This window comes from Providencia sp. PROV_01 (assembly GCF_053098325.1).
Genome location: NZ_JBRFKD010000002.1, coordinates 2,374,809 through 2,392,569 on the forward strand (window position 1 = coordinate 2,374,809; position 17,761 = coordinate 2,392,569).

A 17,761-nucleotide genomic window follows, 5' to 3' on the forward strand; every position below is an offset into this window, starting at 1 on the left:
TTGTCATAATTAATGTGTACATACATGTGTGCATAGTAATCATATAATTAAAATTGGCGTCATTTATTTCATTGATTTATATTAACTTATGTCAATTAAGTATGATTCTTCTAGAAAATAACGAAGAGCGTGAAGATTACGACTATTGCGACATTCCGAATGGTCACTGGATTGACGTGCGTGTAAACATGCCATCCAACATGCATAAACAATCAATAATTACATGATTATTTATATATATGAGCAATATTTGTGTAACTAAAGTCATAAATACATAGACATCTTGAGTAACTTTAGTAAACTCAATGAAGTTAGACAAAAATATGTTTAAGTGAGATAAGATATGCTTCTATGGTACCGATTTAAAAATTTTTATTCCTTTAAAGATGAAGTTGAAGTCGACTTAAGACTTAAAAAGAACTCATCTGAAACAGACTATGATGTTGTTTTTAATGGAGAAAAGGTAACGAAAGTTCTTGCCGTTATGGGCGCTAACGGTTCTGGCAAATCTAATTTGCTAAAGCCGCTAGCATTTTTACATTGGTTTAGTCGCTTTTCTTTTAAAGACTTGGAGCCTAAAGAGAAGCTCCCACTATTTCCACATGCACTAAATAAGAAAGGAGCATCTGAAATAGAGGTTTGCTTCACTTATCTCAATGAAGAAAGTCAAATTTTTTATACAAAGTATTTGTGTAAATTTACAAGAGATAGAGTGGTGCATGAGGAAGTAAAATATAAACATTCAAAAAGTCGTCAATATTCAACGGCATTTTCGAGAAGTATTGACCAAAATGGCGAGCAAAAGATTAAAGTTAATAAGCTAAGCTTTGATGAGCATGAAATGTTTACAATTAAAGAAATTGAAACAGTGCCATCCAACGCTTCAATTATCTCTTATTATCATAGAAAAGATAATGAAATGGCGAATTTTTTAGTTGGATTATTAGCTTTCGCTTCTAATTTAAGCGTCTATGGTAAGCATCAATTTAGTTATAGTGATGTATTGGCAATAACGGAAAATTATAGTAATGAAAAGGAGGTGTTTAAAAAGGCTGTAGATATAATGAAAAAAATGGATTTTGGACTAAGCGATATAAAATTAAAAAAAGAAAAATTTATAGATTCGGATAGCGGCGAAGAGTATGAAAGAACAGTTCCAATAGGAATTCATAATAATAACGGAAAGGAATTTAAGCTTCCATTTATAATGGAATCTGCTGGAACCCAAGCATGCTACACTCATTTATTTAATTTATTAGTTTCTTTAGAGAATGGTGGAGTAGCAGTTATTGATGAGCTAGATAGCGATCTTCATCCTTTGATGGTCTCTGAGATTTTGAGTATGTTTGAAAACGAACAAATTAATACAAGTAATGCTCAGTTAATATTTAGTTGTCATACACCTGAAGTTTTAAAACATTTGAAAAAGCATAATGTTTATTTGGTGGAAAAGGATAGCTGTGAAAGTACAGCATGGAGAATGGATGATATCCAGGGTCTCAGAAGTCAAGATAATCTTTATAATAAATATATAACAGGTGCATTAGGCGGTGTTCCTGATATTTGCTTGTAGGGACCCATCAAATGGCACAAAAGAAAAGTATTCGAAAAGTAAAGAAAACATTACTTTTGGTAGGAGAAGGGTTTTCAGAAAAGGCTTTTTTGAGTCATTTAGTCTCTTTGTTTTCTAAGGGGGGGTATAAAATTTCAATAACTACTGCAAAAGGAAAAGGGCCATCTAATGTTATTTCTCATGCGGTGTCATGTAAAAAAAACTCAGGGTACGATATGGTTGCCGTTTTGCTTGATACCGATCTGACATGGCCAGCGCAGAAAGTTAGAGAGGCTGAAAGTAGGAAGATACTACTTATAGGCTCAACACCATGCTTGGAAGGGCTTTTATTGGATATTTTACAGCAGAAAAAATTCGATAAAAGCGCTGAGTGTAAAAATAAGGTTCAAAAGATGTTAGGTGATAACCTAACTGATAAAAAAGTATATAGGCAAATTTTTACTGAAGAAGTAATTTTTTCAGCGGCTAAAAAAATAGAAACTTTATCTAAATTGATATCAATACTTTCTAAGGCATGATTGAGCTTAAAAGCCTTTCTGCAAAACTATTTGTTATGCATTGATCTTTAAGTATTTTATAAATAGATAATTATGGATTTACCAATATGCTTTATTATGGGTATGTATATATAAATCAATATGTTGCTTGTTTTATCTAATTATGGTGCTGCGCCACATGGGCTGGACTGAAGCGGCTGACTTAATCGTTAAAGGTATGGAAGGCGCAATCGAAGCTAAGACTGTAACCTATGACTTCGAACGTCAATTAGAAGGCGCTAAATTACTGAAATGTAGCGAATTCGGTGACGCAATCATTAAACACATGTAATTTATTATATTGTGTAATTAATAACGGGAGCTTAATAGTTCCCGTTTTTTATTGTCACATTTGAAATGGTTATCAAAAAGTTATCAAAACGAATTATCAAAACCTATCCCAATATAGACTATCAAATAACTACTTTTACCCAATCTTTACCCCGATCATCATTATATTTATCAGTCATTTTTTGCGATTTATGACCCAGTAAATCTTTAGTGTTAATTCCTTGTTCTCGATAGAGTCTTTCTGATAAAGATCGTTGTTCATGAAATGAAGCTGGCGTTCCTTCACCCCAATCAATATCAGTTTTATTTCGTGCCTTCTTGAAATTTGTTGTTATTGTATTTGCTGTAACTTGTTCGCCTCTATTTGCTTGAGAGGTTGTTCTAAAATAGTGGATCAGATAAGGACTGAGAACACGGTCACGACATCTAGTAACAACATCACGTAAAGACATGTTTAATGCATCAGATCTTAACGCTAGTGGAATGGCCAGTTTACTTCCTGTCTTTTCTTGTGTTACATGCAAATGGTCATCCCAAATATCACTAAATTTCATTGCTGAAATATCGCCGAGTCGTTGCCCTGTAATGACTGCCAATAACATTGCATTGCCTAAGTACTTATGTTGTTTATCCGCGATATCAAATATTTTTTGCCACTCCTCTAAATTAAGGCGCTGGCGGGTAATTCGTCTTTTTGGTTGTTTAGTTGCGAGTGCAGGGTTATATCCTGGTGGGACTTCACCGGCATGCTGCGCCTCTTTGAACACATCGATTAATACAGATCGAATAACCTGAGCCATGCGATGTTGGCCATTAGATTTATACTCATCAAGTATTGATGCGATATCTCTCGCATCAACAGCGGGTAAAGGCTTCATTGCGAGAGAGTGGCGCATTAGGTCTACAGGTTTTCTTTTTTGTTTGTATGTATTTTGTTTTATATCACCGTCAGCAAGGCGCTCTTCTTGTATTACCCAGTAGCGATCCAGCCAAGTATTTACGGTGATCTCTTTTCCTTTAATTCTTGCTACTCTATCGCTGATCGCCATAACTTGTCGGCTGCGTTGCTCAGCTAACCGGTTATTAGCTTCAATCGCAATTTCACGAGCTTCAGCCTCATTGTCACCGAGGGCATGATATTTTCCAGTTATAGGGTGACGATAACGCCAATAAACCTTGTTAGCTTTTCTGCTAAATAGTGGGTAGAGATTAGGGATGTTGACGTTATTTTTACGTGGTTGGGCAGCCATCGTTTAAAATCCTTTGTAATTTTGGGTTATCACTCTTATTGATAACCGGTGATGTCAAATTACCGACTAAGTCGGCATCTTCTCTCACACGCCAAATACCACCTTCTTTTTGTGCTGGTGGATAGAACAAGCCATTCCTAGCATAGCGTTGTAATGTCCCCAGGCGAGGAGGGCGACTTCTATAACGTTCGCTCGCCCATTCCTCCAAAGTTAGCATTTGCATAATTACCTCCACATTCTGCCGCATACAGACTTTTAATTTTTGACTATACTTATTAAGTAACACGCGATACTTGCTATTATTTGCCGGCATATTATATGTCGGTTTTTTTTTTGCTAATTTCTTGTTTATTTATATCTTTGGACTAAGCTTAAGTAATTCTACAGTTACTTATATTCCTATAGAATGAGCTGATCCCTGTGTGTTAATTATTTACCGCTGAATTTATTGGCGGTATTTTTTTATTTATTGATTTGGTTTTAATTTAAATACAATAAATAACTATCACTCGGACTTATTATTATCAGCAAAAATTAGTTTATAAATTTCTTCACGATGGACACTAATATCTTTTGGGGCATCAATACCAATCCGCACTTGGTTACCCTTTACTCCTAAAATTGTAACTTTAATATCATCACCAATAACCACAACTTCGGTTGGTTTTCGAGTAAGAATAAGTATTCCCATACTAAGCACTCCACATAGTTAATAAGATTGCCTGAACTAACTTATCCACATCAGGCGGCTGTGGTATTCTTGGAAGCCCTACACAACCAAGAGAATTTTTTAATGCTTAAATCTACGCTAATTGCTAAATGCCTTTACCAATGCAACATGATCACTGATGTAAAAGGGGGTGAGCATGCAGTACAAAGTATTTTTGTTGAGTATTTTCCAAAACATTCATTTGAAAAATGGAACACTAAACTATCTGACAATGTTGTAAATCACTTTCTAGAAGCATCAAAAGGTAGCTCAACTATTCATGTTGATTCCTTTATTCAAGACCTTTGGGATCTTTAATAGTCGAAAAAGCACTGTAACCATGTTGGATAGTTTTCCCGAACGCATTAGCCTCTAGTTCTAGCGAGTCTCTATCCAGCATTAAGACTTCAGTGGTTTTTGCGATAAATGACAAGTAATCCGCAGCTACCGAGCCATCCGTTCTCAAATAACAAACCGTGGCGCCATTGATTTTCAACTCAATAATATTTCCTGTTGTTTTATCTGCTTTATTCGACATAGCTAGAACTCCACACAATTGAATTCAGTTAAGCACTAATAATGACTTGGCAACGTTCAGACTGATCGAAAATATCTTCATCGAGCTTTTCTAATTGGCGCTGCAAGTCTGATTGCTTAGCTTTAAGTGCCGCCAGCTTTTGAAGTTCAGCGGCTTTTTCCATAATCCATGCTGCAGCATCTTCTTGCGACATAGCAACGCTAAAAGTGACGATTGGTTCATTTGAATTGGTTTGCATGATATCCACCTAGTCATTGTCTTGATGGAATAAATATAGCAATGGCTATTAAATATAGCAATAAGTATATTTTGTTTATTTTAAGATGGATTGTATTATATTGAAATTAAAAGGGTTATTTTTTTATTTTTATAATAATACGAAAGGCTATCAGAATTTATATGGAATAATTCTTGCAAATTTTACTTGAGAATATAAAGTATAAAACAATTTACTGTATAAATACACAGTAAACAACCAAAAGCTACAATGTTATATTCGAGAGGAATGAGACGATGGTGATAGTTTTGGTGAGAGATGGGGTTGGTGAGTATAGAGAGGTGCTTGTTAGTAAAAAAAAGAAAACAAGCTACCTCCTGAAATCACGAACAAGAAAGACAACTACACCGATAAATAGTGCAGAGGATAAATCAATCAATGGCACTCTATTATCATCAACTGACAGGAAGCCGTGACTGCCGCCATCTAAAAATTTATATACAGAAATAGAATTGTTGACCTGCGCTATCACCAGATCCCCCGTTCCTGGTGTTATCTCAGTGTCTACTATAGCAATGCTCCCGTTAGGTGCCTCGGCGCACCCAGTATTGCGACTAAGAACATATGCACGATAAGACGGTAATGGCTTGCCCATAGGGGATAAAACGAAATCGTCAGTCTCACCAGTCTCATCCCAAACTGAAATGTTAAGAGATTTGTCTAACCTAAATCTATGCTCGTTATTAGGCCCTTCCATTTCCCCAATACCGTTCGCCAACCAATCAACATTCACGCCAAGCGCATTAGCGATATCAACTAATTTAACAGAGCCTTTGGCTTTTCCATTAACTAAACGCCAGATCGTAGGTTGAGCAACGCCTGATGCTTCAGCTAAAGCACCCTGAGTCATATTGCCCCTATATTTCATAGCCTTTTGAAGGCGTTCAGACAGTGTCGTTTTCATGAATGCGAATTTATAGTCATGCGTATTAAAAATCAAATTCTCATTGCTATTGTATAATTTAATACTCATTGCTATTATTTATCTCACGACAATACTAAAAGGGTTAAAAAATGAAAAACAAAGCAATTCAAAAAGCAATTGATATTGCTGGAGGGCAAAAAAAACTAGCTGACTTATGCGGCGTTAGCCAACCAACAGTTTGGCGCTGGCTTCATGGAGGTGGTGTAGACGCTAGGTTGGTTATGTCAATTGTGAAAGCCACCAAAAATGCTGTTTTACCTCATGAAATAAGACCAGATTTGTATGAACTAATTGGAACAGGCAAACAATAGCAAATCGAACTAACTGAGTTAACTACCAACAAAACAACGGAATTGTAGATATGTGCAAACAAACATTAAAAGAAGTCGTGAAAGAGATGTGTAAGGCGTATCCCGGTGGACGTTCAGCGATGGCGGGTGCATTGGGTATGACAGAAACAACGTTCAATAACAACTTGTATGAGAAAAACGGATGTCGTTTTTTTGAACGTGAAGAGCTTGAGGCAATGGAAGATTTATCTAATACCTCATTTCTTGCTGGGTATTACGCAAACAGAAGAAATTTATTGCTGGTGGAAAAGATAAGCCCAGAGGATTTGGACGAACCAGAATTATTTAAATTACAAACTCGAGCATCAACAACTCGCGGTGAGTTAGTTGTATTCATTGGAAAGGCATTGGAAGACGGTGTTGTTGATAGGCATGAAGAAAAGCAAATTATGACCATGTTGGATAGGGCAATCGCAAGCACTAGAGGAGCTATCAATGCGCTCATCAAATTACATAAGAAAGGTTGACGCCCCAGATATGCGGTCCGAGGCGTCGGGTGCTAATAACAACTTGTGTGGAGTAACTAGCATGAGCAGTGTAAACCAATTTCAATCAAAAAAGCAATTTAGATGCTTGCCTGTATCGAAATGTGGTCCGTTTCAATATGTAGAGATCATAACCTCAGCTGACGAGTCGGGCAACTACCAGACCGAACAACAATTGGTAGATAGCAAAGTCCTAAGAGATAGCTGGGCTAAATACTATTTCCGCAGTGGGAGAGAGGTTAGTGAGCAATGAAAAGCATAAAAACCTTAATCGTTACTTCCGAGATAAGCGAGGCCGTATTGTCCATGTTGTTGAGTGGGACAAACCAAGGCAACGGGTTGTTTTCATGCTCGATGACTATGAGCACCCCTGTTTTGAGCCCCTCGAACAATTCAAAAAATATTACACAGAAGTTAAGTAGGTAACAGCATGAGCGTAAAACTATCAAGTTATGTATGGGATGGCTGCGCAAGTGCAGGTTTGAAAATAACCTCTGTTGCGATAATGGCCCGTCTCGCCGACTTTTCAAATGATGATGGTGTCTGTTGGCCATCGGTACCGACAATTGCTCGTCAAATAGGTGCGGGTGAAAGTACTGTACGTACCGCTATTAAAAACTTAGAAAAAGCCGGTTGGTTATCAAGCGAAAAGCGCCGTAAAGGTAATCGTAACGCAAGTAATATCTATCAATTGAACGTTGATAAATTAGCTTCAGCGGCAATGGCCGCACTTTCTCAACCGCCAGTTTCTGATACGTCAAATTCTGACGCATCAAAATCTGTTGCATCAAAATCTGTCCCGTCAGAATCAAGCAAAAATAATCGTTTTGACCCGCCAGAATCTGGGGGCGATCCGTCAGTAACTTCAAAACATGATCCATTAGTAACTAACTCTTTGTCGCAGAATTCTTGCGAATCCAGCGACCAGTCAAAAATTGATTTTTTAAATCGTTACCCAGAGGCGGTGATTTACAGCACTAACTTTCAAAAATGGGGCTCAGCCAATGACCTCAAATGCGCGGAATGGTTATTTGAGCGCAAGTGCGAGGTATTCAAAGAACTTGGCCTGAAAGAACCTAAAGCCCCAAATCTTACTGATTGGGCTAACGAAGTTCGCTTGATGGTCAGCGTTGACGGGCATAGCCACAAAGAAATTTGCCAATTCTACAAACGCGTTATTCAAGATGATTTCTGGAAGAAAAACGTTCAGTGCCCAAGAACACTACGCAACCAGTGGGATGACCTCACATTGCGCCTTGCTGGTGAGCAAAAAGTTAAGGTCGATGCTGTTGAGCGTGATGAAGCATTCACAAGAATTATTGGTTCCCGTTCAAAACCTCAAAATCGTATTGAGGAAATTGCAAGTGAACTGGCTGGGAAATCAGGCGTTCGTCGCATGACGGACTTTGTAGGCCGCAAGGCATGGGGGCAGGTATTTGGCAACAAGCAGCAGAGCAAGCAGCGAAAGAGGTGACAGCATGATGCGTAGTGAAACTAAAACAATCTATTGTGTTGACGTTCTAGGCATGATTGCCATGTTCAAACAGCTACGTAAATGGCGCACTATTTGCAAGCTTCGTAACAGATGGAATCAATCCCGTTGTGATTTAGTGACTTGCAGGAAGTTTCGCCACTTAAACCATCATGCTGACCATTTTCAAGTTCAGCAGCGTTATAAGCATATGCGCGAGTATGTTAAATCCCACCAGCAGCGAGGCGTTATCTAATGGCTGTTTATTCAAGTAATACTGCTCCAGAAGATAAAGATTGCTGGCAAACACCTCAGTGGTTATTTGAAGCTTTAACGCTTGAGTTTGGTTTTTGGTTAGATGCTGCTGCAAGTGAGCAAAATGCTTTGTGCTCATATTTCTTAACTATAGAACAGAATGCATTACAAAGTGATTGGGTAAGTCGTGGCGCCATATGGTGTAACCCGCCTTACAGTAAGATAAAACCGTGGATCGTTAAAGCTGCGGAACAATGCACAAAGCAAAACCAACCAATAGTGATGTTATTGCCAGCGGATAAATCAACATCTTGGTACTCATTGGCGCTAAAAAGCGTTGATGAAGTTCGAACTATTATCGATGGCCGTATTAATTTTGTTGATCCCAATACTGGAAAAGAGAAAAAGGGCAATAGTAAAGGCTCAATTCTTCTTATCTGGCGTCCATTTGTAGAGCCAAAGGCAATTGGGACACACGTCTCAAAAAATCGTTTGATGGAGATAGGCAAAGCAATCTTAGGGGAGGTGGTATGACTCCTTTGTATCTAAGAATCGCGAGCGAATTCAAAGCAGGTAACGAAATAACAACCAAGAAAATCAGAAGTATATATGCATCATCTAATAATCATACAAAAATCACGGTAGATTTTTTGCTCAGAGCTAAAGCGATAAATAAAACAGGAAGAAAAGAAGGAGCTTTTAGTATTTATGTGCTTCAGCAAGATGCATATGAGAAAACAGTCGAACTAGACAATAAAAGCAAGAGATATAGAGCAAAAACAAATCGGCATGTTAAGTGTGATGTTAAAGAGTTAATGAAAACGCATAACCCATTGATATTAAAATTCAATACATTACTGGCGGAGGTTAGACAGTGAAAAACAAAATGCCAGAAATCAATCAATGCAAATGCGGTAGTGAAGATTTGCATATACAAACGCTTGAATATCGCACTTGGTTTTACGTTTATTGCCACGGCTGTGGGGCGAAAGGCCCAGCAGTAAATGATAAGCCATCAGCAATAACAATTTGGAATGAAATGGTATCGAAATGAGCAAATCATGGATATTAACTCCAATTCCCGTTCCTGAGCTTGGTGCTGTGATATTTAGACCAGGAGTGAGCGAGCTATCAAATTTTAATGGTCGCATGCTCATTATCCCAGTACCGAATTCACTAAGCGATAAATCAATAGGGCCTATCTCTCTTTCTTCATCATTCCTCAGCGACGAGTTTAATGATGTTGAAGAAATAAAACAGGTATTAAAATTAACTGTAGATCCCGAGCCACCAGCTAGCTTGATGTTAAAGCCGAAGCTGCAGCGCTGGACTAATGATAAATACCTGCAGTGGGTAAAATCACAGCCATGTTGTGTCTGTAACTCTATCGCGCATGATGCACATCATCTAATAGGCCATGGTCAGGGTGGAACAGGCACTAAAGCCCATGACTTGTTCACTATTCCATTGTGTCGTATTCACCACAGTGAGTTGCATAAGGATCCAAACGGATGGGAAAGGGAGCACGGTAGCCAGTTAATTTTGTTATTTCGATTTCTAGATCGGTCAATCGGTCTGGGTGTTTTCGGTTAATGCGTTGTGCGGAACGCAGTGGAGGATTACATGGCTATTTATTCACATGATTTAGAATATTTAAGTATCAAAGCTTATGATGCAGTAAATAGTTGCGCTGGTACAACGAAAGGGCAACTAGAAGCATTTGAGGGGTTTGGTTTGACTGATACTAAAACGACACCAAGAGTTAGAGCAAGAAACCTAGAATTAAACGGCCGTCTTGTTTGCCGAGATACAGACCCCGTTTATGCATTAGAAACCAGAAGCAATAGAACACCAAGGCCAATGATTGATCCTCATACATTTGAAATGAGTTCATGGAGAAGAGCTATAAATGCACTAAGTGATGAGCACCGATCATGGATTATGTATAGATATGGTAATGACTTAAACTTCGAACATCAGGTGAATATCTGTAAATACATCTGGTGTGAATTTAATGAATATGCAGCAGCGTATAATTTAAGTAGTAAAGTTAAGGGGCGACTAAGGGCGTTGATTTGGTTGTCAGTACAGCAATATGAGGCAGATAATTACTCACAAACAAAACTTGCTGAATTGGCTGGGGTAAGTCGATATAACTGGAATAAAACCTATCATTCCCACTGGGTCAAAATGTTATATATTTGTAGCAATCTGGATGAGAACTCACTTTTTTTAATGAGAAATAAAAGGCAAGAACAGAAAAGTAAAAATGAACTGTAAAACTTGCAAAAGTTAACAAAATGAGCCATATTTAAGGCTAATTTGGTAAATTGCCAAAATTGTTTATAACCTCGCAATATGGGGTTTTTTTATGCCTGAAATAAACATAAGACTTGCTGTTACGATTGGTCAGAGTTACATGTGTAGTTATGCATAATAAAAGAAAACCCCACCTAAGCAGATGGGGTCTTTAGATTACATTTTTTTCAAATGGGCTTCGACTTTTTGAATAAATGATTCTTTGGGAGCTTTTTCGCAAGCTTCAACGATTAACGGAGTGGATGTTTCGATACCACTAATATCTAAAGTAGGGTCTTCTACCTTACCTTTCTGGGTGATAATCTCAGCAGCACCAATTGCTGTTGGATAAAATGCATCATCGATTGCTAAAAAATCTTCGCACGTCCATTTAGATACAGGTTTTGCATCTGTTGCAGCGAAAGCTGATGCAGATATCAAAGACATTGCAATTGCAGTAGCAAACAGTGTTTTCTTCATTTAATTGCCTCACTTTGTTTGTTAAACATAAATACAACCAGCAAGTAAAATATAGATATTGATGATAAAATTTCAAGTAGGTTTTGGGATATAATGCGGGTACTTGAAAAGAATAAATATCATCCCGATATAGGAGATACACCGTATTTCACTTAATCGTGGCGTCCCATACTAGGTAAATTAGGATTACGGTGTAGACCCGCCAGTAATGGCGGGTTTTCTATTTAAGAGACTGTTTTTGTTATGAGTAAAATATTTAATTTTATTATTGCGTTATTTTTACTAGGTGCTGGCTTTGTGCTAGGCCTCTCCCTTTCCTATAAAGATGAAATAAGCGTTGTTGAAAGAACCAAGCGTACAGTACTCGGATACTTGAACAGCCCTAAATTAGAGTCTTTTAAAGACGTGGAATACAACTTCAATAAAATATCTCATAATGGTGGAGAGGTTGGCTATGTTTGTGGCTATGTATCTCGACACTATGACTTTGTCAGTGAAGTTGAATTTAAGCGCTTTGTGGTTAAAGTATATATAAAGCCTGATGGGGAAATTAATATATCAATACCAGCGATAGATGGCGTTGGGGAAGTTTTTGATAAATCGCAAATTGACAAACTGTGGAATAGTTATTGTATATCACCCACGCTCAGCAAGTAAAAAAAACCACCTACAGCAAGAGGTGGCGGTATACATACCATTGGGAAAAACCAGAAAAAAAGCTCTCTAAATGTTTGCAGATTAATTTATATCACTAACGTTACTTAAGGTAAATATACAAAAGCAACTCGATTTACACAATGGAAACTCTATTTATCGGCATCTATCTTGCGCATAGTGATTTTAAAGTAAGTAGGATTTTCATTGTGGAGAATGGCAAGGCTGATTGGTTAACTCGCATGGGGTATCTGTACTTATCAGGATAGAAACGTACACGCCTTGGGGAACCTGAACACCATATACTCTTAGTGCATCCCTCCACAATACCTATAACTGTCTTATCGTTTCAATAATGTTTAATTGGGGAACTGAACTTACCGCCCTCAATTAGTCTAAAATCTTACACAAATATTAATGTGAGGTATTAAATGAGGCTATTGATAATCGTTTTTGCGGTAATGCTTTCTGCGTGCGTATCTTCTGAGCAAGATTTTAGCAAGGAAAGACCTAAAGATGACCCTTATGCTGATAGCACATTAAACAGTGTTAAGGATAGCCAGAGAGCAATAATAGACCAGAAGGCATATAACAGAAGGTATTAATTCAGTAGGTGAGAATCAATCAAGGGCTGCGCATTGCGTGGCCTTTTTCTATTTAAGAGAGGTAGTTATGAGTCGAAATATCAAAAAAGCACGAATTACCCGTATTTCTAAGGTAAAAGCGGATCGTAGTTTAGATGAACGAGTAACAGCATTAGAAAAACAGCTTGAAAGTGCCAATCAAGCTGTTAACTACATACAAGAAACCAACGCAGTGGCAATGAACGAACTAAGACTATTAGTCACATCTCGTGCTAGCTAAAAATTGCTGATAGGCTAATCTTCCAATTTCATCTATTGTTTTATTTTTTAAATCGTTAGAAACAGCATCAATACCAATCATTGCATTCATACCATTGACGTTTAAGCTTACATTTACCAAATATTTAACATTGGGAATTGGGTCTACTACATAAGCATGAGATAAATCATAAACGCCATTAACAATAAATTTAGACATAAAATCCTCACTCCGAAGTTAATCAGCCATCCCTTCGGTAAGTCACATAGGGCTGAACCTCTAACTTATCTCAAATACTGATTAAATTCATGAATCTAAATTTAGCTGCTATTACTGGTGGCTTTCTATTAACTAAACATCGGAACACTCCGCAGGGGGTGGATATGCGTATGCACGAAAAATACTCAAGCCCCTTTTCTTATGCATTAGGAGTAATAACCACTGCGGCAGGGGCGTTATCTTTAGACCAATGGGCGGTGCTCATCGGGATTATTTGTACTGTCGCTACCTTCTTAGTGAATTGGTACTACAAACGGAAAGAATTCAAATTAAGAGAGGCTAACAGTGGCAAAAATACCAAATAAAATAAAAATGGCCGCTGCAGCTGGTGGGCTGGTGACCTTAACTGTTGCGATGATTGCAGAGTTTGAAGGGTATGAGTCCAAGCCTTACCGTGATGTAGTGGGAGTTCTTACTGTATGTTATGGGCACACGGGCCCCGACATTATCCCCACAAAAACCTATACAAAAGCCGAGTGTTATGCGCTGTTAGAAAAAGACTTGGCAATTGTCGCTAAGGCTGTGAACCCTTTAATTAAGGTTAATATCCCTGATTACACAAGGGCTGCACTTTACTCTTTCACTTATAACGTCGGAACAGGGGCATTCTCACGTTCTACGCTACTTAAAAAGCTTAACGCTGGTGACCAAGCTGGCGCATGTAATGAACTTAAACGCTGGATATATGCTGGGGGCGTCAAATGGAAAGGGTTAATGACAAGACGAGAAGTAGAAAAAGCCGTATGCCTTGGCGAGTTCGCTTATGCATATCCGCTTTCATTATCGGATTCCCTATCTACTTGGCAACTGGCGTATATGTACTCAGAGATGATACCTGCGGTATTGACAAGGTAAGTTTAGAAAAACGATGTCAAAAAGCCCTAGATCACTACCGAGGTAAGCAGGTGAATTTATGAAAATAGATAATTCATTCTGGTTATTTTTAGCGCTGTTTGCTGTGAGCTGGTGGGCTGTAACGCTTTATGACAGCAATATTTTGGTAAAAAAAGATATTGAGCGATTAGAAAATGAAGCGGCTACAAGTCAATTCATATTATCCACCGTTTTAGAACTTTCGGTAACGTTTAATGAAATCTCACGAAATAACCTTAGGGAACGTGACGCGGCGGCAGTGGCTTCTAAAACGGTTAAAACCATTATCAAAACCGTTATTGTGGATGATAAGTGTGCTGCTATTGATGCTCCTCGTAATGCTACTGTCGAGTTGCACAACCACGCGAATAGAATACGTTCAAACGCCATCAGTGTCCATTCCAGCTCATCTACTCAATGATTGTTTACCTGAATACATCCCTGAGACATTTCCTTGGGGTGACTCTCTATTGATAAATGAGTCGCTACTAACAGTTATCGAGCAATGTAATTTAGATAAAAAAGCCATTAGAGAGATTGAAGCGGCTAGGCATAGTAAATAACAAGGTGGTAATTATGTTTAATAACTTACCTGGATCAGGAGCATTCCTTTTACTTGGTTTCGTATGCACAGCGCTTGGATGGGGAGTAATTGAAGGTCTGATTTATCTCTATAAGTGGATATTTTAGACAATAAAACAACATGAGTTATTGAGGTCAAATAATAAGAGTAATAAAAAGTAGCATTGCACCATATGCTGAGGCAAGAAAAAGAACGACACCAATTAGCGTTCTAAATGCTGCTCCCGATGGGGATGCTTCTTTTATATCTTTGAAGCAATAGTATGTGCACATGATTAACATAAATTCAATTACAATCCCTGTCATGTGATATTCATTCATAATTAGCACTCTTTACTTGGTTAATTGCAACTAGTTGTACATAAGTTAAATATTAATAGCTATCAACTAGTTATTGGTGGTTTTATTATGTAGGAAAGCAGCACGGAAAATTGAAGGGAAAAGGGTAAAAAAAATAGCCCATACCACCGCCTAGTGGAATATGGGCTAACTATATACACTGCCTAGTAGGTTTATTGTTATATATGTCTATTTTTAAGATTAATACATTGACTGATGAATAAGTGTAAAAAATCTTAACTAAATATGTCAGCCTAGCAATTGCGGGGTTTTTTAATGGAGAAATAAGATGGCAACACAAGACTTCGATAAACCATCTCAATTCCGTGAAGAGTTGGATAAAAGCATTCCGAAAGAATAAAAAAAAGCCCCTCGTTGGCGCGGGGCGAAATATTCGATTAATAGAACCAATTTTTTGTTTATGAATACCCAAATGTCAAATGGGTGTGCGAATGGTACCAACATAGGTTAAATAATCTATGTATAAATTGTTACGAAATACGGAAAAGAATATTGAAAAACGCGTATGCAAATAAAAAAAAGCCCCTCTATAGAAGGGCATATCTAATGGAAATGCATCTTTATCATTATTGTTGTAGGACCAGTCATCCTTAACCAGCGGCAGGATATTATCACTACTTATTGCTTAATCCAAATCGGAGTATTTATTGATGAGCAAAATCGTATTAATACCAGAACAAATCAAGTCTCTTCATGAGTTAGCGCGGGAGGAAGGGTAACTGTCTTACACTATTGAAGTGGGCAAAGCCTTTGATGGTGATAATGTTGTTTATGAAGGTCTAGTGGCTTATTCAGATTCAATCGAACACGGCGTTCTACAACTCGAATAAAAAGTGAGAGGGCTTTGAATAAAGCCCTCTGCATAGCAGCAATTATTTTTTTGTATAAATAATTTGCTGTGTTTCATTTGAACAGTTACCAACAACAGTACCTTGCTGTGATGCAGCTTCTTCATTGGAAACGACAGTAATGGTAAAACCCTCTTCAGGCACACCATTATTAATAATCTTTTGTGTAATCTCTTCAACAACACTGTCGCATGAAGCATTTGCAATCACTGGAGCAACGAACGCTACGAGTGCGGCAACAATTATTTTTCTTTGCATTTTGATACCCTTAATTGATTTGAAAAAAGTAAGTAAAGAAATTTATTGTGAAGCGATGTGAGTATACTTAAATAAAATATCCATAGCCATCAGCTAATCACTGGTGGCTTTTTCATTTATGGAGACAGACATGTCAGATAAAAAAGAAATAGCCACCCTATCTATAAAGATATCAGTTGATAGCGCTGACTTAGATAAGCTGGAAGCACAATTAAAACGTATTGAAGGGCTGATGATTAGCACGGGACTGAAGCAGCCAGCAAGTGTTGGATTTAGCGCTGATAAGTTCTTTATTACAAATGGTCAGGTATTTATTGATAGCTCTTATATAACACCGGCACCCATTCCGAGCTTAAAGATAAAAGGCATAGCAATAGATAGTGCTATGCGACAGGCAGCAAAGGAGGGCGCTGAAGGCGGATTTTTAACGGCTACAACTAAAACAGAAACAGACGAACAGCGTAGAATCAAAGGGTTGGAAACTAAATTTAGCCTATTGCAGTCATCTATGACATCAATACAACAGACCATAGCTGATTCAGATAGAGCATTTGCAGCTTCCCTAGAGCGAGTTCATGCCGATATTCAATCAGCTAAGTCTGGATGGCAATTATGAGCAACTCACAGCCAAGACAATCGGTTTGCAACAGTGAATCGAAGGGATTCAATGAGGTGCTCAAACTCATTGCTCTTCATTTAATAAAGACGGCTATTCGCTCGGTGGAAAGTGATACACAAATGACGTTAAGCTTTCCTGTTCCAGTGGCGCTAACAGATGTGAAATACGTTATTTCAATCACGATGATTGGTTCGGTATCAGACGGCGTTAACAAAGCAACAGCGATGGTTACTGAAAGCTATCAACTGATGATGATATTGAACCGACTCATGACCGAATCCGGTGTGATTAAAGTGGTGTTACCTGATGGCACTGAAATGCAACTGAGAACGGAGAAAGAAAGGGATAGGCTGCTAGATGGGAAGTTTGATAAGACGGGGGGCGTAATTATTTGCCGCGGTGACCCTGTCAAATTCAAACGCGAAAGTGCACAATTTGGCGCATTTATCAAATTTCTAGACTCAGATGACACAAACTTAGGTTATGTTGGTTTCGGTTCTTCACAAAATATCATATCACTATCAAATCAGAAAGAAGGCACATCACTTACACTAGGGAGTAATAAGTCACTGAAATTCAATGGCACAGATGTTATGTTAGCTGGTGATTATGGCTGGGGTGGCATCATTGCACCAGAGGTTTTAAATGATACTCAAATTGAGTCTAAAATTAAGACTCAAGCTACACAGACATGGAGAAACAACTCATCTGTCAATGCGGGGAAGTATGCATATCAATATGCTCCAAATCTTCTAATCAAAGCATCAGATACATTTTGGAATATGAGCGTTCAACACTCATCAGGGAATGTAATAATTACAGCAGGGTTGTCACAAGGGAACCCAGAAAGCCAGTACAGAATTAATAGATTATATGGCACATCAAACACCACTAAAGACTCAAACGGCAACTTAAAAGCCGCTTCCCCAGTGGTAAAACTCTTTGCTGATAACATTGAGTTAAACGAAGAATCTGAAGGCGTTGAAATGGAACACCTTGGTATTGGC

31 protein-coding genes are annotated in these 17,761 nt (G+C 38.0%); 22 read left to right on the plus strand and 9 right to left on the minus strand.

The features are described from left to right. Nucleotides 1-101 precede the first annotated feature (101 nt). The 4 genes from ACU696_RS11535 to ACU696_RS11550 all read left to right on the plus strand — a co-directional run bounded on the left by ACU696_RS11535 (nt 102) and on the right by ACU696_RS11550 (nt 2,401). The gene (locus ACU696_RS11535; RefSeq protein ID WP_442959816.1) at nt 102-227 is read left to right on the plus strand and encodes a phage tail fiber protein; all 126 of its coding nucleotides are present in this window, start codon (nt 102-104) and stop codon (nt 225-227) included. A 116-nt stretch (nt 228-343) separates the two neighbouring features. Then, on the plus strand, nt 344-1,573 hold the full coding sequence (locus tag ACU696_RS11540) for an AAA family ATPase (protein WP_238564545.1): 1,230 nt from the start codon (nt 344-346) through the stop codon (nt 1,571-1,573). Between the two features lie 11 nt (nt 1,574-1,584). Continuing rightward, the gene (locus ACU696_RS11545; protein WP_238564544.1) at nt 1,585-2,091 is read left to right on the plus strand and encodes an RloB domain-containing protein; all 507 of its coding nucleotides are present in this window, start codon (nt 1,585-1,587) and stop codon (nt 2,089-2,091) included. Between the two features lie 76 nt (nt 2,092-2,167). Continuing rightward, a complete protein-coding gene (locus tag ACU696_RS11550) occupies nt 2,168-2,401 on the plus strand; it encodes an isocitrate/isopropylmalate family dehydrogenase (protein ID WP_272675766.1) in 234 nt (77 codons plus the stop codon). Nucleotides 2,402-2,522: 121 nt separating this feature from the next. Here the strand turns inward: ACU696_RS11550 and ACU696_RS11555 are convergent, their stop codons facing one another. From ACU696_RS11555 to ACU696_RS11580, 6 genes are all read right to left on the minus strand, one after another. After that, nucleotides 2,523-3,650: a site-specific integrase gene (locus ACU696_RS11555; protein ID WP_209102750.1), complete on the minus strand. Its 1,128-nt coding sequence runs from the start codon at nt 3,648-3,650 to the stop codon at nt 2,523-2,525. Further along, nucleotides 3,631-3,873 (minus strand): excisionase, encoded by a 243-nt coding sequence (locus ACU696_RS11560; protein WP_004911710.1) that lies wholly within the window; start codon nt 3,871-3,873, stop codon nt 3,631-3,633. Before ACU696_RS11560 ends, ACU696_RS11555 begins: the two co-directional genes overlap by 20 nt. A 282-nt stretch (nt 3,874-4,155) precedes the next feature. Further along, nucleotides 4,156-4,335 carry a carbon storage regulator CsrA gene (gene csrA, locus ACU696_RS11565; RefSeq protein WP_004911707.1) on the minus strand — a complete coding sequence of 60 codons (180 nt, stop codon included), beginning with the start codon at nt 4,333-4,335 and terminating at the stop codon, nt 4,156-4,158. A gap of 316 nt (nt 4,336-4,651) precedes the next feature. Beyond that, nucleotides 4,652-4,897 carry a hypothetical protein gene (locus tag ACU696_RS11570; RefSeq protein WP_109913322.1) on the minus strand — a complete coding sequence of 82 codons (246 nt, stop codon included), beginning with the start codon at nt 4,895-4,897 and terminating at the stop codon, nt 4,652-4,654. 28 nt (nt 4,898-4,925) lie between these two features. After that, a complete protein-coding gene (locus ACU696_RS11575) occupies nt 4,926-5,135 on the minus strand; it encodes a hypothetical protein (protein ID WP_209102749.1) in 210 nt (69 codons plus the stop codon). 349 nt (nt 5,136-5,484) lie between these two features. Beyond that, on the minus strand, nt 5,485-6,147 hold the full coding sequence (locus ACU696_RS11580) for a helix-turn-helix domain-containing protein (RefSeq protein ID WP_209102747.1): 663 nt from the start codon (nt 6,145-6,147) through the stop codon (nt 5,485-5,487). Between the two features lie 41 nt (nt 6,148-6,188). On the opposite strand from ACU696_RS11580, the gene ACU696_RS11585 reads away from it, so the two are divergent. The 10 genes from ACU696_RS11585 (at nt 6,189) to ACU696_RS11630 (ending at nt 10,940) form a co-directional block, all read left to right on the plus strand. Further along, nucleotides 6,189-6,410 (plus strand): helix-turn-helix domain-containing protein, encoded by a 222-nt coding sequence (locus ACU696_RS11585; protein ID WP_209102745.1) that lies wholly within the window; start codon nt 6,189-6,191, stop codon nt 6,408-6,410. Nucleotides 6,411-6,460: 50 nt separating this feature from the next. Continuing rightward, complete coding sequence (locus ACU696_RS11590) at nt 6,461-6,916, plus strand: YmfL family putative regulatory protein (RefSeq protein WP_109913327.1); 456 nt, start codon at nt 6,461-6,463, stop codon at nt 6,914-6,916. 260 nt (nt 6,917-7,176) lie between these two features. Beyond that, on the plus strand, nt 7,177-7,356 hold the full coding sequence (locus ACU696_RS11595; RefSeq protein ID WP_071548505.1) for a DUF4222 domain-containing protein: 180 nt from the start codon (nt 7,177-7,179) through the stop codon (nt 7,354-7,356). A gap of 8 nt (nt 7,357-7,364) precedes the next feature. Then, complete coding sequence (locus ACU696_RS11600) at nt 7,365-8,408, plus strand: helix-turn-helix domain-containing protein (RefSeq protein WP_447343108.1); 1,044 nt, start codon at nt 7,365-7,367, stop codon at nt 8,406-8,408. 4 nt (nt 8,409-8,412) lie between these two features. Then, nucleotides 8,413-8,661: a hypothetical protein gene (locus ACU696_RS11605; RefSeq protein WP_228367627.1), complete on the plus strand. Its 249-nt coding sequence runs from the start codon at nt 8,413-8,415 to the stop codon at nt 8,659-8,661. Beyond that, a complete protein-coding gene (locus ACU696_RS11610; protein WP_209102742.1) occupies nt 8,661-9,194 on the plus strand; it encodes a phage N-6-adenine-methyltransferase in 534 nt (177 codons plus the stop codon). The genes ACU696_RS11605 and ACU696_RS11610 overlap by 1 nt, the downstream gene beginning before the upstream one ends. Next, nucleotides 9,191-9,538, plus strand: coding sequence for a hypothetical protein (locus ACU696_RS11615; RefSeq protein ID WP_209102740.1), 348 nt, complete (start codon nt 9,191-9,193; stop codon nt 9,536-9,538). The genes ACU696_RS11610 and ACU696_RS11615 overlap by 4 nt, the downstream gene beginning before the upstream one ends. Next, nucleotides 9,535-9,714: a hypothetical protein gene (locus ACU696_RS11620; protein ID WP_209102737.1), complete on the plus strand. Its 180-nt coding sequence runs from the start codon at nt 9,535-9,537 to the stop codon at nt 9,712-9,714. The genes ACU696_RS11615 and ACU696_RS11620 overlap by 4 nt, the downstream gene beginning before the upstream one ends. Continuing rightward, the gene (locus ACU696_RS11625) at nt 9,711-10,253 is read left to right on the plus strand and encodes a DUF968 domain-containing protein (protein ID WP_209102735.1); all 543 of its coding nucleotides are present in this window, start codon (nt 9,711-9,713) and stop codon (nt 10,251-10,253) included. The genes ACU696_RS11620 and ACU696_RS11625 overlap by 4 nt, the downstream gene beginning before the upstream one ends. 30 nt (nt 10,254-10,283) lie before the next feature. Further along, complete coding sequence (locus ACU696_RS11630; RefSeq protein WP_209102732.1) at nt 10,284-10,940, plus strand: bacteriophage antitermination protein Q; 657 nt, start codon at nt 10,284-10,286, stop codon at nt 10,938-10,940. Nucleotides 10,941-11,135: 195 nt separating this feature from the next. Here the strand turns inward: ACU696_RS11630 and hdeA are convergent, their stop codons facing one another. Next, complete coding sequence (hdeA, locus tag ACU696_RS11635) at nt 11,136-11,438, minus strand: acid-activated periplasmic chaperone HdeA (RefSeq protein ID WP_006662224.1); 303 nt, start codon at nt 11,436-11,438, stop codon at nt 11,136-11,138. A 243-nt stretch (nt 11,439-11,681) separates the two neighbouring features. Between hdeA and ACU696_RS11640 the strand changes: the two genes are divergently transcribed. Continuing rightward, nucleotides 11,682-12,095 (plus strand): hypothetical protein, encoded by a 414-nt coding sequence (locus ACU696_RS11640; protein WP_198641066.1) that lies wholly within the window; start codon nt 11,682-11,684, stop codon nt 12,093-12,095. A gap of 669 nt (nt 12,096-12,764) precedes the next feature. Continuing rightward, complete coding sequence (locus tag ACU696_RS11645) at nt 12,765-12,956, plus strand: hypothetical protein (protein ID WP_117162340.1); 192 nt, start codon at nt 12,765-12,767, stop codon at nt 12,954-12,956. Here the strand turns inward: ACU696_RS11645 and ACU696_RS11650 are convergent. Further along, a complete protein-coding gene (locus ACU696_RS11650) occupies nt 12,933-13,154 on the minus strand; it encodes a hypothetical protein (protein ID WP_109913314.1) in 222 nt (73 codons plus the stop codon). The two genes, ACU696_RS11645 and ACU696_RS11650, sit on opposite strands and share 24 nt — an antisense overlap. A 164-nt stretch (nt 13,155-13,318) precedes the next feature. Between ACU696_RS11650 and ACU696_RS11655 the strand changes: the two genes are divergently transcribed. From ACU696_RS11655 to lysC, 4 genes are read left to right on the plus strand one after another with little or no spacing between them, the layout of a single operon-like run. Then, entirely contained in the window at nt 13,319-13,519 is a 201-nt protein-coding gene (locus ACU696_RS11655) for a phage holin family protein (protein ID WP_109913315.1), read from the plus strand. Continuing rightward, nucleotides 13,500-14,069 carry a lysozyme gene (locus tag ACU696_RS11660; protein WP_117162339.1) on the plus strand — a complete coding sequence of 190 codons (570 nt, stop codon included), beginning with the start codon at nt 13,500-13,502 and terminating at the stop codon, nt 14,067-14,069. Before ACU696_RS11655 ends, ACU696_RS11660 begins: the two co-directional genes overlap by 20 nt. A 58-nt stretch (nt 14,070-14,127) precedes the next feature. Beyond that, nucleotides 14,128-14,508: a hypothetical protein gene (locus ACU696_RS11665; protein WP_117162338.1), complete on the plus strand. Its 381-nt coding sequence runs from the start codon at nt 14,128-14,130 to the stop codon at nt 14,506-14,508. Then, nucleotides 14,426-14,650, plus strand: a complete 225-nt coding sequence (lysC, locus tag ACU696_RS11670; RefSeq protein WP_421667212.1) for an Rz1-like lysis system protein LysC — start codon at nt 14,426-14,428, stop codon at nt 14,648-14,650. The genes ACU696_RS11665 and lysC overlap by 83 nt, the downstream gene beginning before the upstream one ends. Nucleotides 14,651-15,901: 1,251 nt before the next feature. On the opposite strand, the gene ACU696_RS11675 is transcribed toward lysC, so the two are convergent. Next, on the minus strand, nt 15,902-16,135 hold the full coding sequence (locus ACU696_RS11675; protein ID WP_109913318.1) for a DUF1161 domain-containing protein: 234 nt from the start codon (nt 16,133-16,135) through the stop codon (nt 15,902-15,904). A gap of 130 nt (nt 16,136-16,265) precedes the next feature. Between ACU696_RS11675 and ACU696_RS11680 the strand changes: the two genes are divergently transcribed. Together ACU696_RS11680 and ACU696_RS11685 are read left to right on the plus strand one after the other, a co-directional pair. Next, nucleotides 16,266-16,751: a hypothetical protein gene (locus tag ACU696_RS11680; RefSeq protein WP_209101631.1), complete on the plus strand. Its 486-nt coding sequence runs from the start codon at nt 16,266-16,268 to the stop codon at nt 16,749-16,751. After that, a partial coding sequence (locus ACU696_RS11685) for a phage tail fiber protein (protein ID WP_442958960.1) occupies nt 16,748-17,761 on the plus strand: 1,014 nt, incomplete at its 3' end. The genes ACU696_RS11680 and ACU696_RS11685, both read left to right, overlap by 4 nt.

Excerpts from the sequence above, each read along its gene's own strand:
- ACU696_RS11590 (WP_109913327.1), top strand. The coding sequence starts at position 6,461 with ATGTGCAAACAAACATTAAAAGAAGTCGTGAAAGAGATGTGTAAGGCG.
- lysC (WP_421667212.1), top strand. The coding sequence starts at position 14,426 with ATGCTACTGTCGAGTTGCACAACCACGCGAATAGAATACGTTCAAACG.
- ACU696_RS11680 (WP_209101631.1), top strand. The coding sequence starts at position 16,266 with ATGTCAGATAAAAAAGAAATAGCCACCCTATCTATAAAGATATCAGTT.
- ACU696_RS11560 (WP_004911710.1), bottom strand. The coding sequence starts at position 3,873 with ATGCAAATGCTAACTTTGGAGGAATGGGCGAGCGAACGTTATAGAAGT.
- ACU696_RS11605 (WP_228367627.1), top strand. The coding sequence starts at position 8,413 with ATGATGCGTAGTGAAACTAAAACAATCTATTGTGTTGACGTTCTAGGC.
- hdeA (WP_006662224.1), bottom strand. The coding sequence starts at position 11,438 with ATGAAGAAAACACTGTTTGCTACTGCAATTGCAATGTCTTTGATATCT.
- ACU696_RS11625 (WP_209102735.1), top strand. The coding sequence starts at position 9,711 with ATGAGCAAATCATGGATATTAACTCCAATTCCCGTTCCTGAGCTTGGT.
- ACU696_RS11555 (WP_209102750.1), bottom strand. The coding sequence starts at position 3,650 with ATGGCTGCCCAACCACGTAAAAATAACGTCAACATCCCTAATCTCTAC.
- ACU696_RS11600 (WP_447343108.1), top strand. The coding sequence starts at position 7,365 with ATGAGCGTAAAACTATCAAGTTATGTATGGGATGGCTGCGCAAGTGCA.
- ACU696_RS11655 (WP_109913315.1), top strand. The coding sequence starts at position 13,319 with ATGCGTATGCACGAAAAATACTCAAGCCCCTTTTCTTATGCATTAGGA.
- ACU696_RS11630 (WP_209102732.1), top strand. The coding sequence starts at position 10,284 with ATGGCTATTTATTCACATGATTTAGAATATTTAAGTATCAAAGCTTAT.
- ACU696_RS11650 (WP_109913314.1), bottom strand. The coding sequence starts at position 13,154 with ATGTCTAAATTTATTGTTAATGGCGTTTATGATTTATCTCATGCTTAT.
- ACU696_RS11585 (WP_209102745.1), top strand. The coding sequence starts at position 6,189 with ATGAAAAACAAAGCAATTCAAAAAGCAATTGATATTGCTGGAGGGCAA.
- ACU696_RS11640 (WP_198641066.1), top strand. The coding sequence starts at position 11,682 with ATGAGTAAAATATTTAATTTTATTATTGCGTTATTTTTACTAGGTGCT.
- ACU696_RS11610 (WP_209102742.1), top strand. The coding sequence starts at position 8,661 with ATGGCTGTTTATTCAAGTAATACTGCTCCAGAAGATAAAGATTGCTGG.
- ACU696_RS11645 (WP_117162340.1), top strand. The coding sequence starts at position 12,765 with ATGAGTCGAAATATCAAAAAAGCACGAATTACCCGTATTTCTAAGGTA.
- ACU696_RS11580 (WP_209102747.1), bottom strand. The coding sequence starts at position 6,147 with ATGAGTATTAAATTATACAATAGCAATGAGAATTTGATTTTTAATACG.
- ACU696_RS11540 (WP_238564545.1), top strand. The coding sequence starts at position 344 with ATGCTTCTATGGTACCGATTTAAAAATTTTTATTCCTTTAAAGATGAA.
- ACU696_RS11575 (WP_209102749.1), bottom strand. The coding sequence starts at position 5,135 with ATGCAAACCAATTCAAATGAACCAATCGTCACTTTTAGCGTTGCTATG.
- ACU696_RS11570 (WP_109913322.1), bottom strand. The coding sequence starts at position 4,897 with ATGTCGAATAAAGCAGATAAAACAACAGGAAATATTATTGAGTTGAAA.
- ACU696_RS11665 (WP_117162338.1), top strand. The coding sequence starts at position 14,128 with ATGAAAATAGATAATTCATTCTGGTTATTTTTAGCGCTGTTTGCTGTG.
- ACU696_RS11545 (WP_238564544.1), top strand. The coding sequence starts at position 1,585 with ATGGCACAAAAGAAAAGTATTCGAAAAGTAAAGAAAACATTACTTTTG.
- ACU696_RS11675 (WP_109913318.1), bottom strand. The coding sequence starts at position 16,135 with ATGCAAAGAAAAATAATTGTTGCCGCACTCGTAGCGTTCGTTGCTCCA.
- ACU696_RS11535 (WP_442959816.1), top strand. The coding sequence starts at position 102 with ATGATTCTTCTAGAAAATAACGAAGAGCGTGAAGATTACGACTATTGC.
- ACU696_RS11615 (WP_209102740.1), top strand. The coding sequence starts at position 9,191 with ATGACTCCTTTGTATCTAAGAATCGCGAGCGAATTCAAAGCAGGTAAC.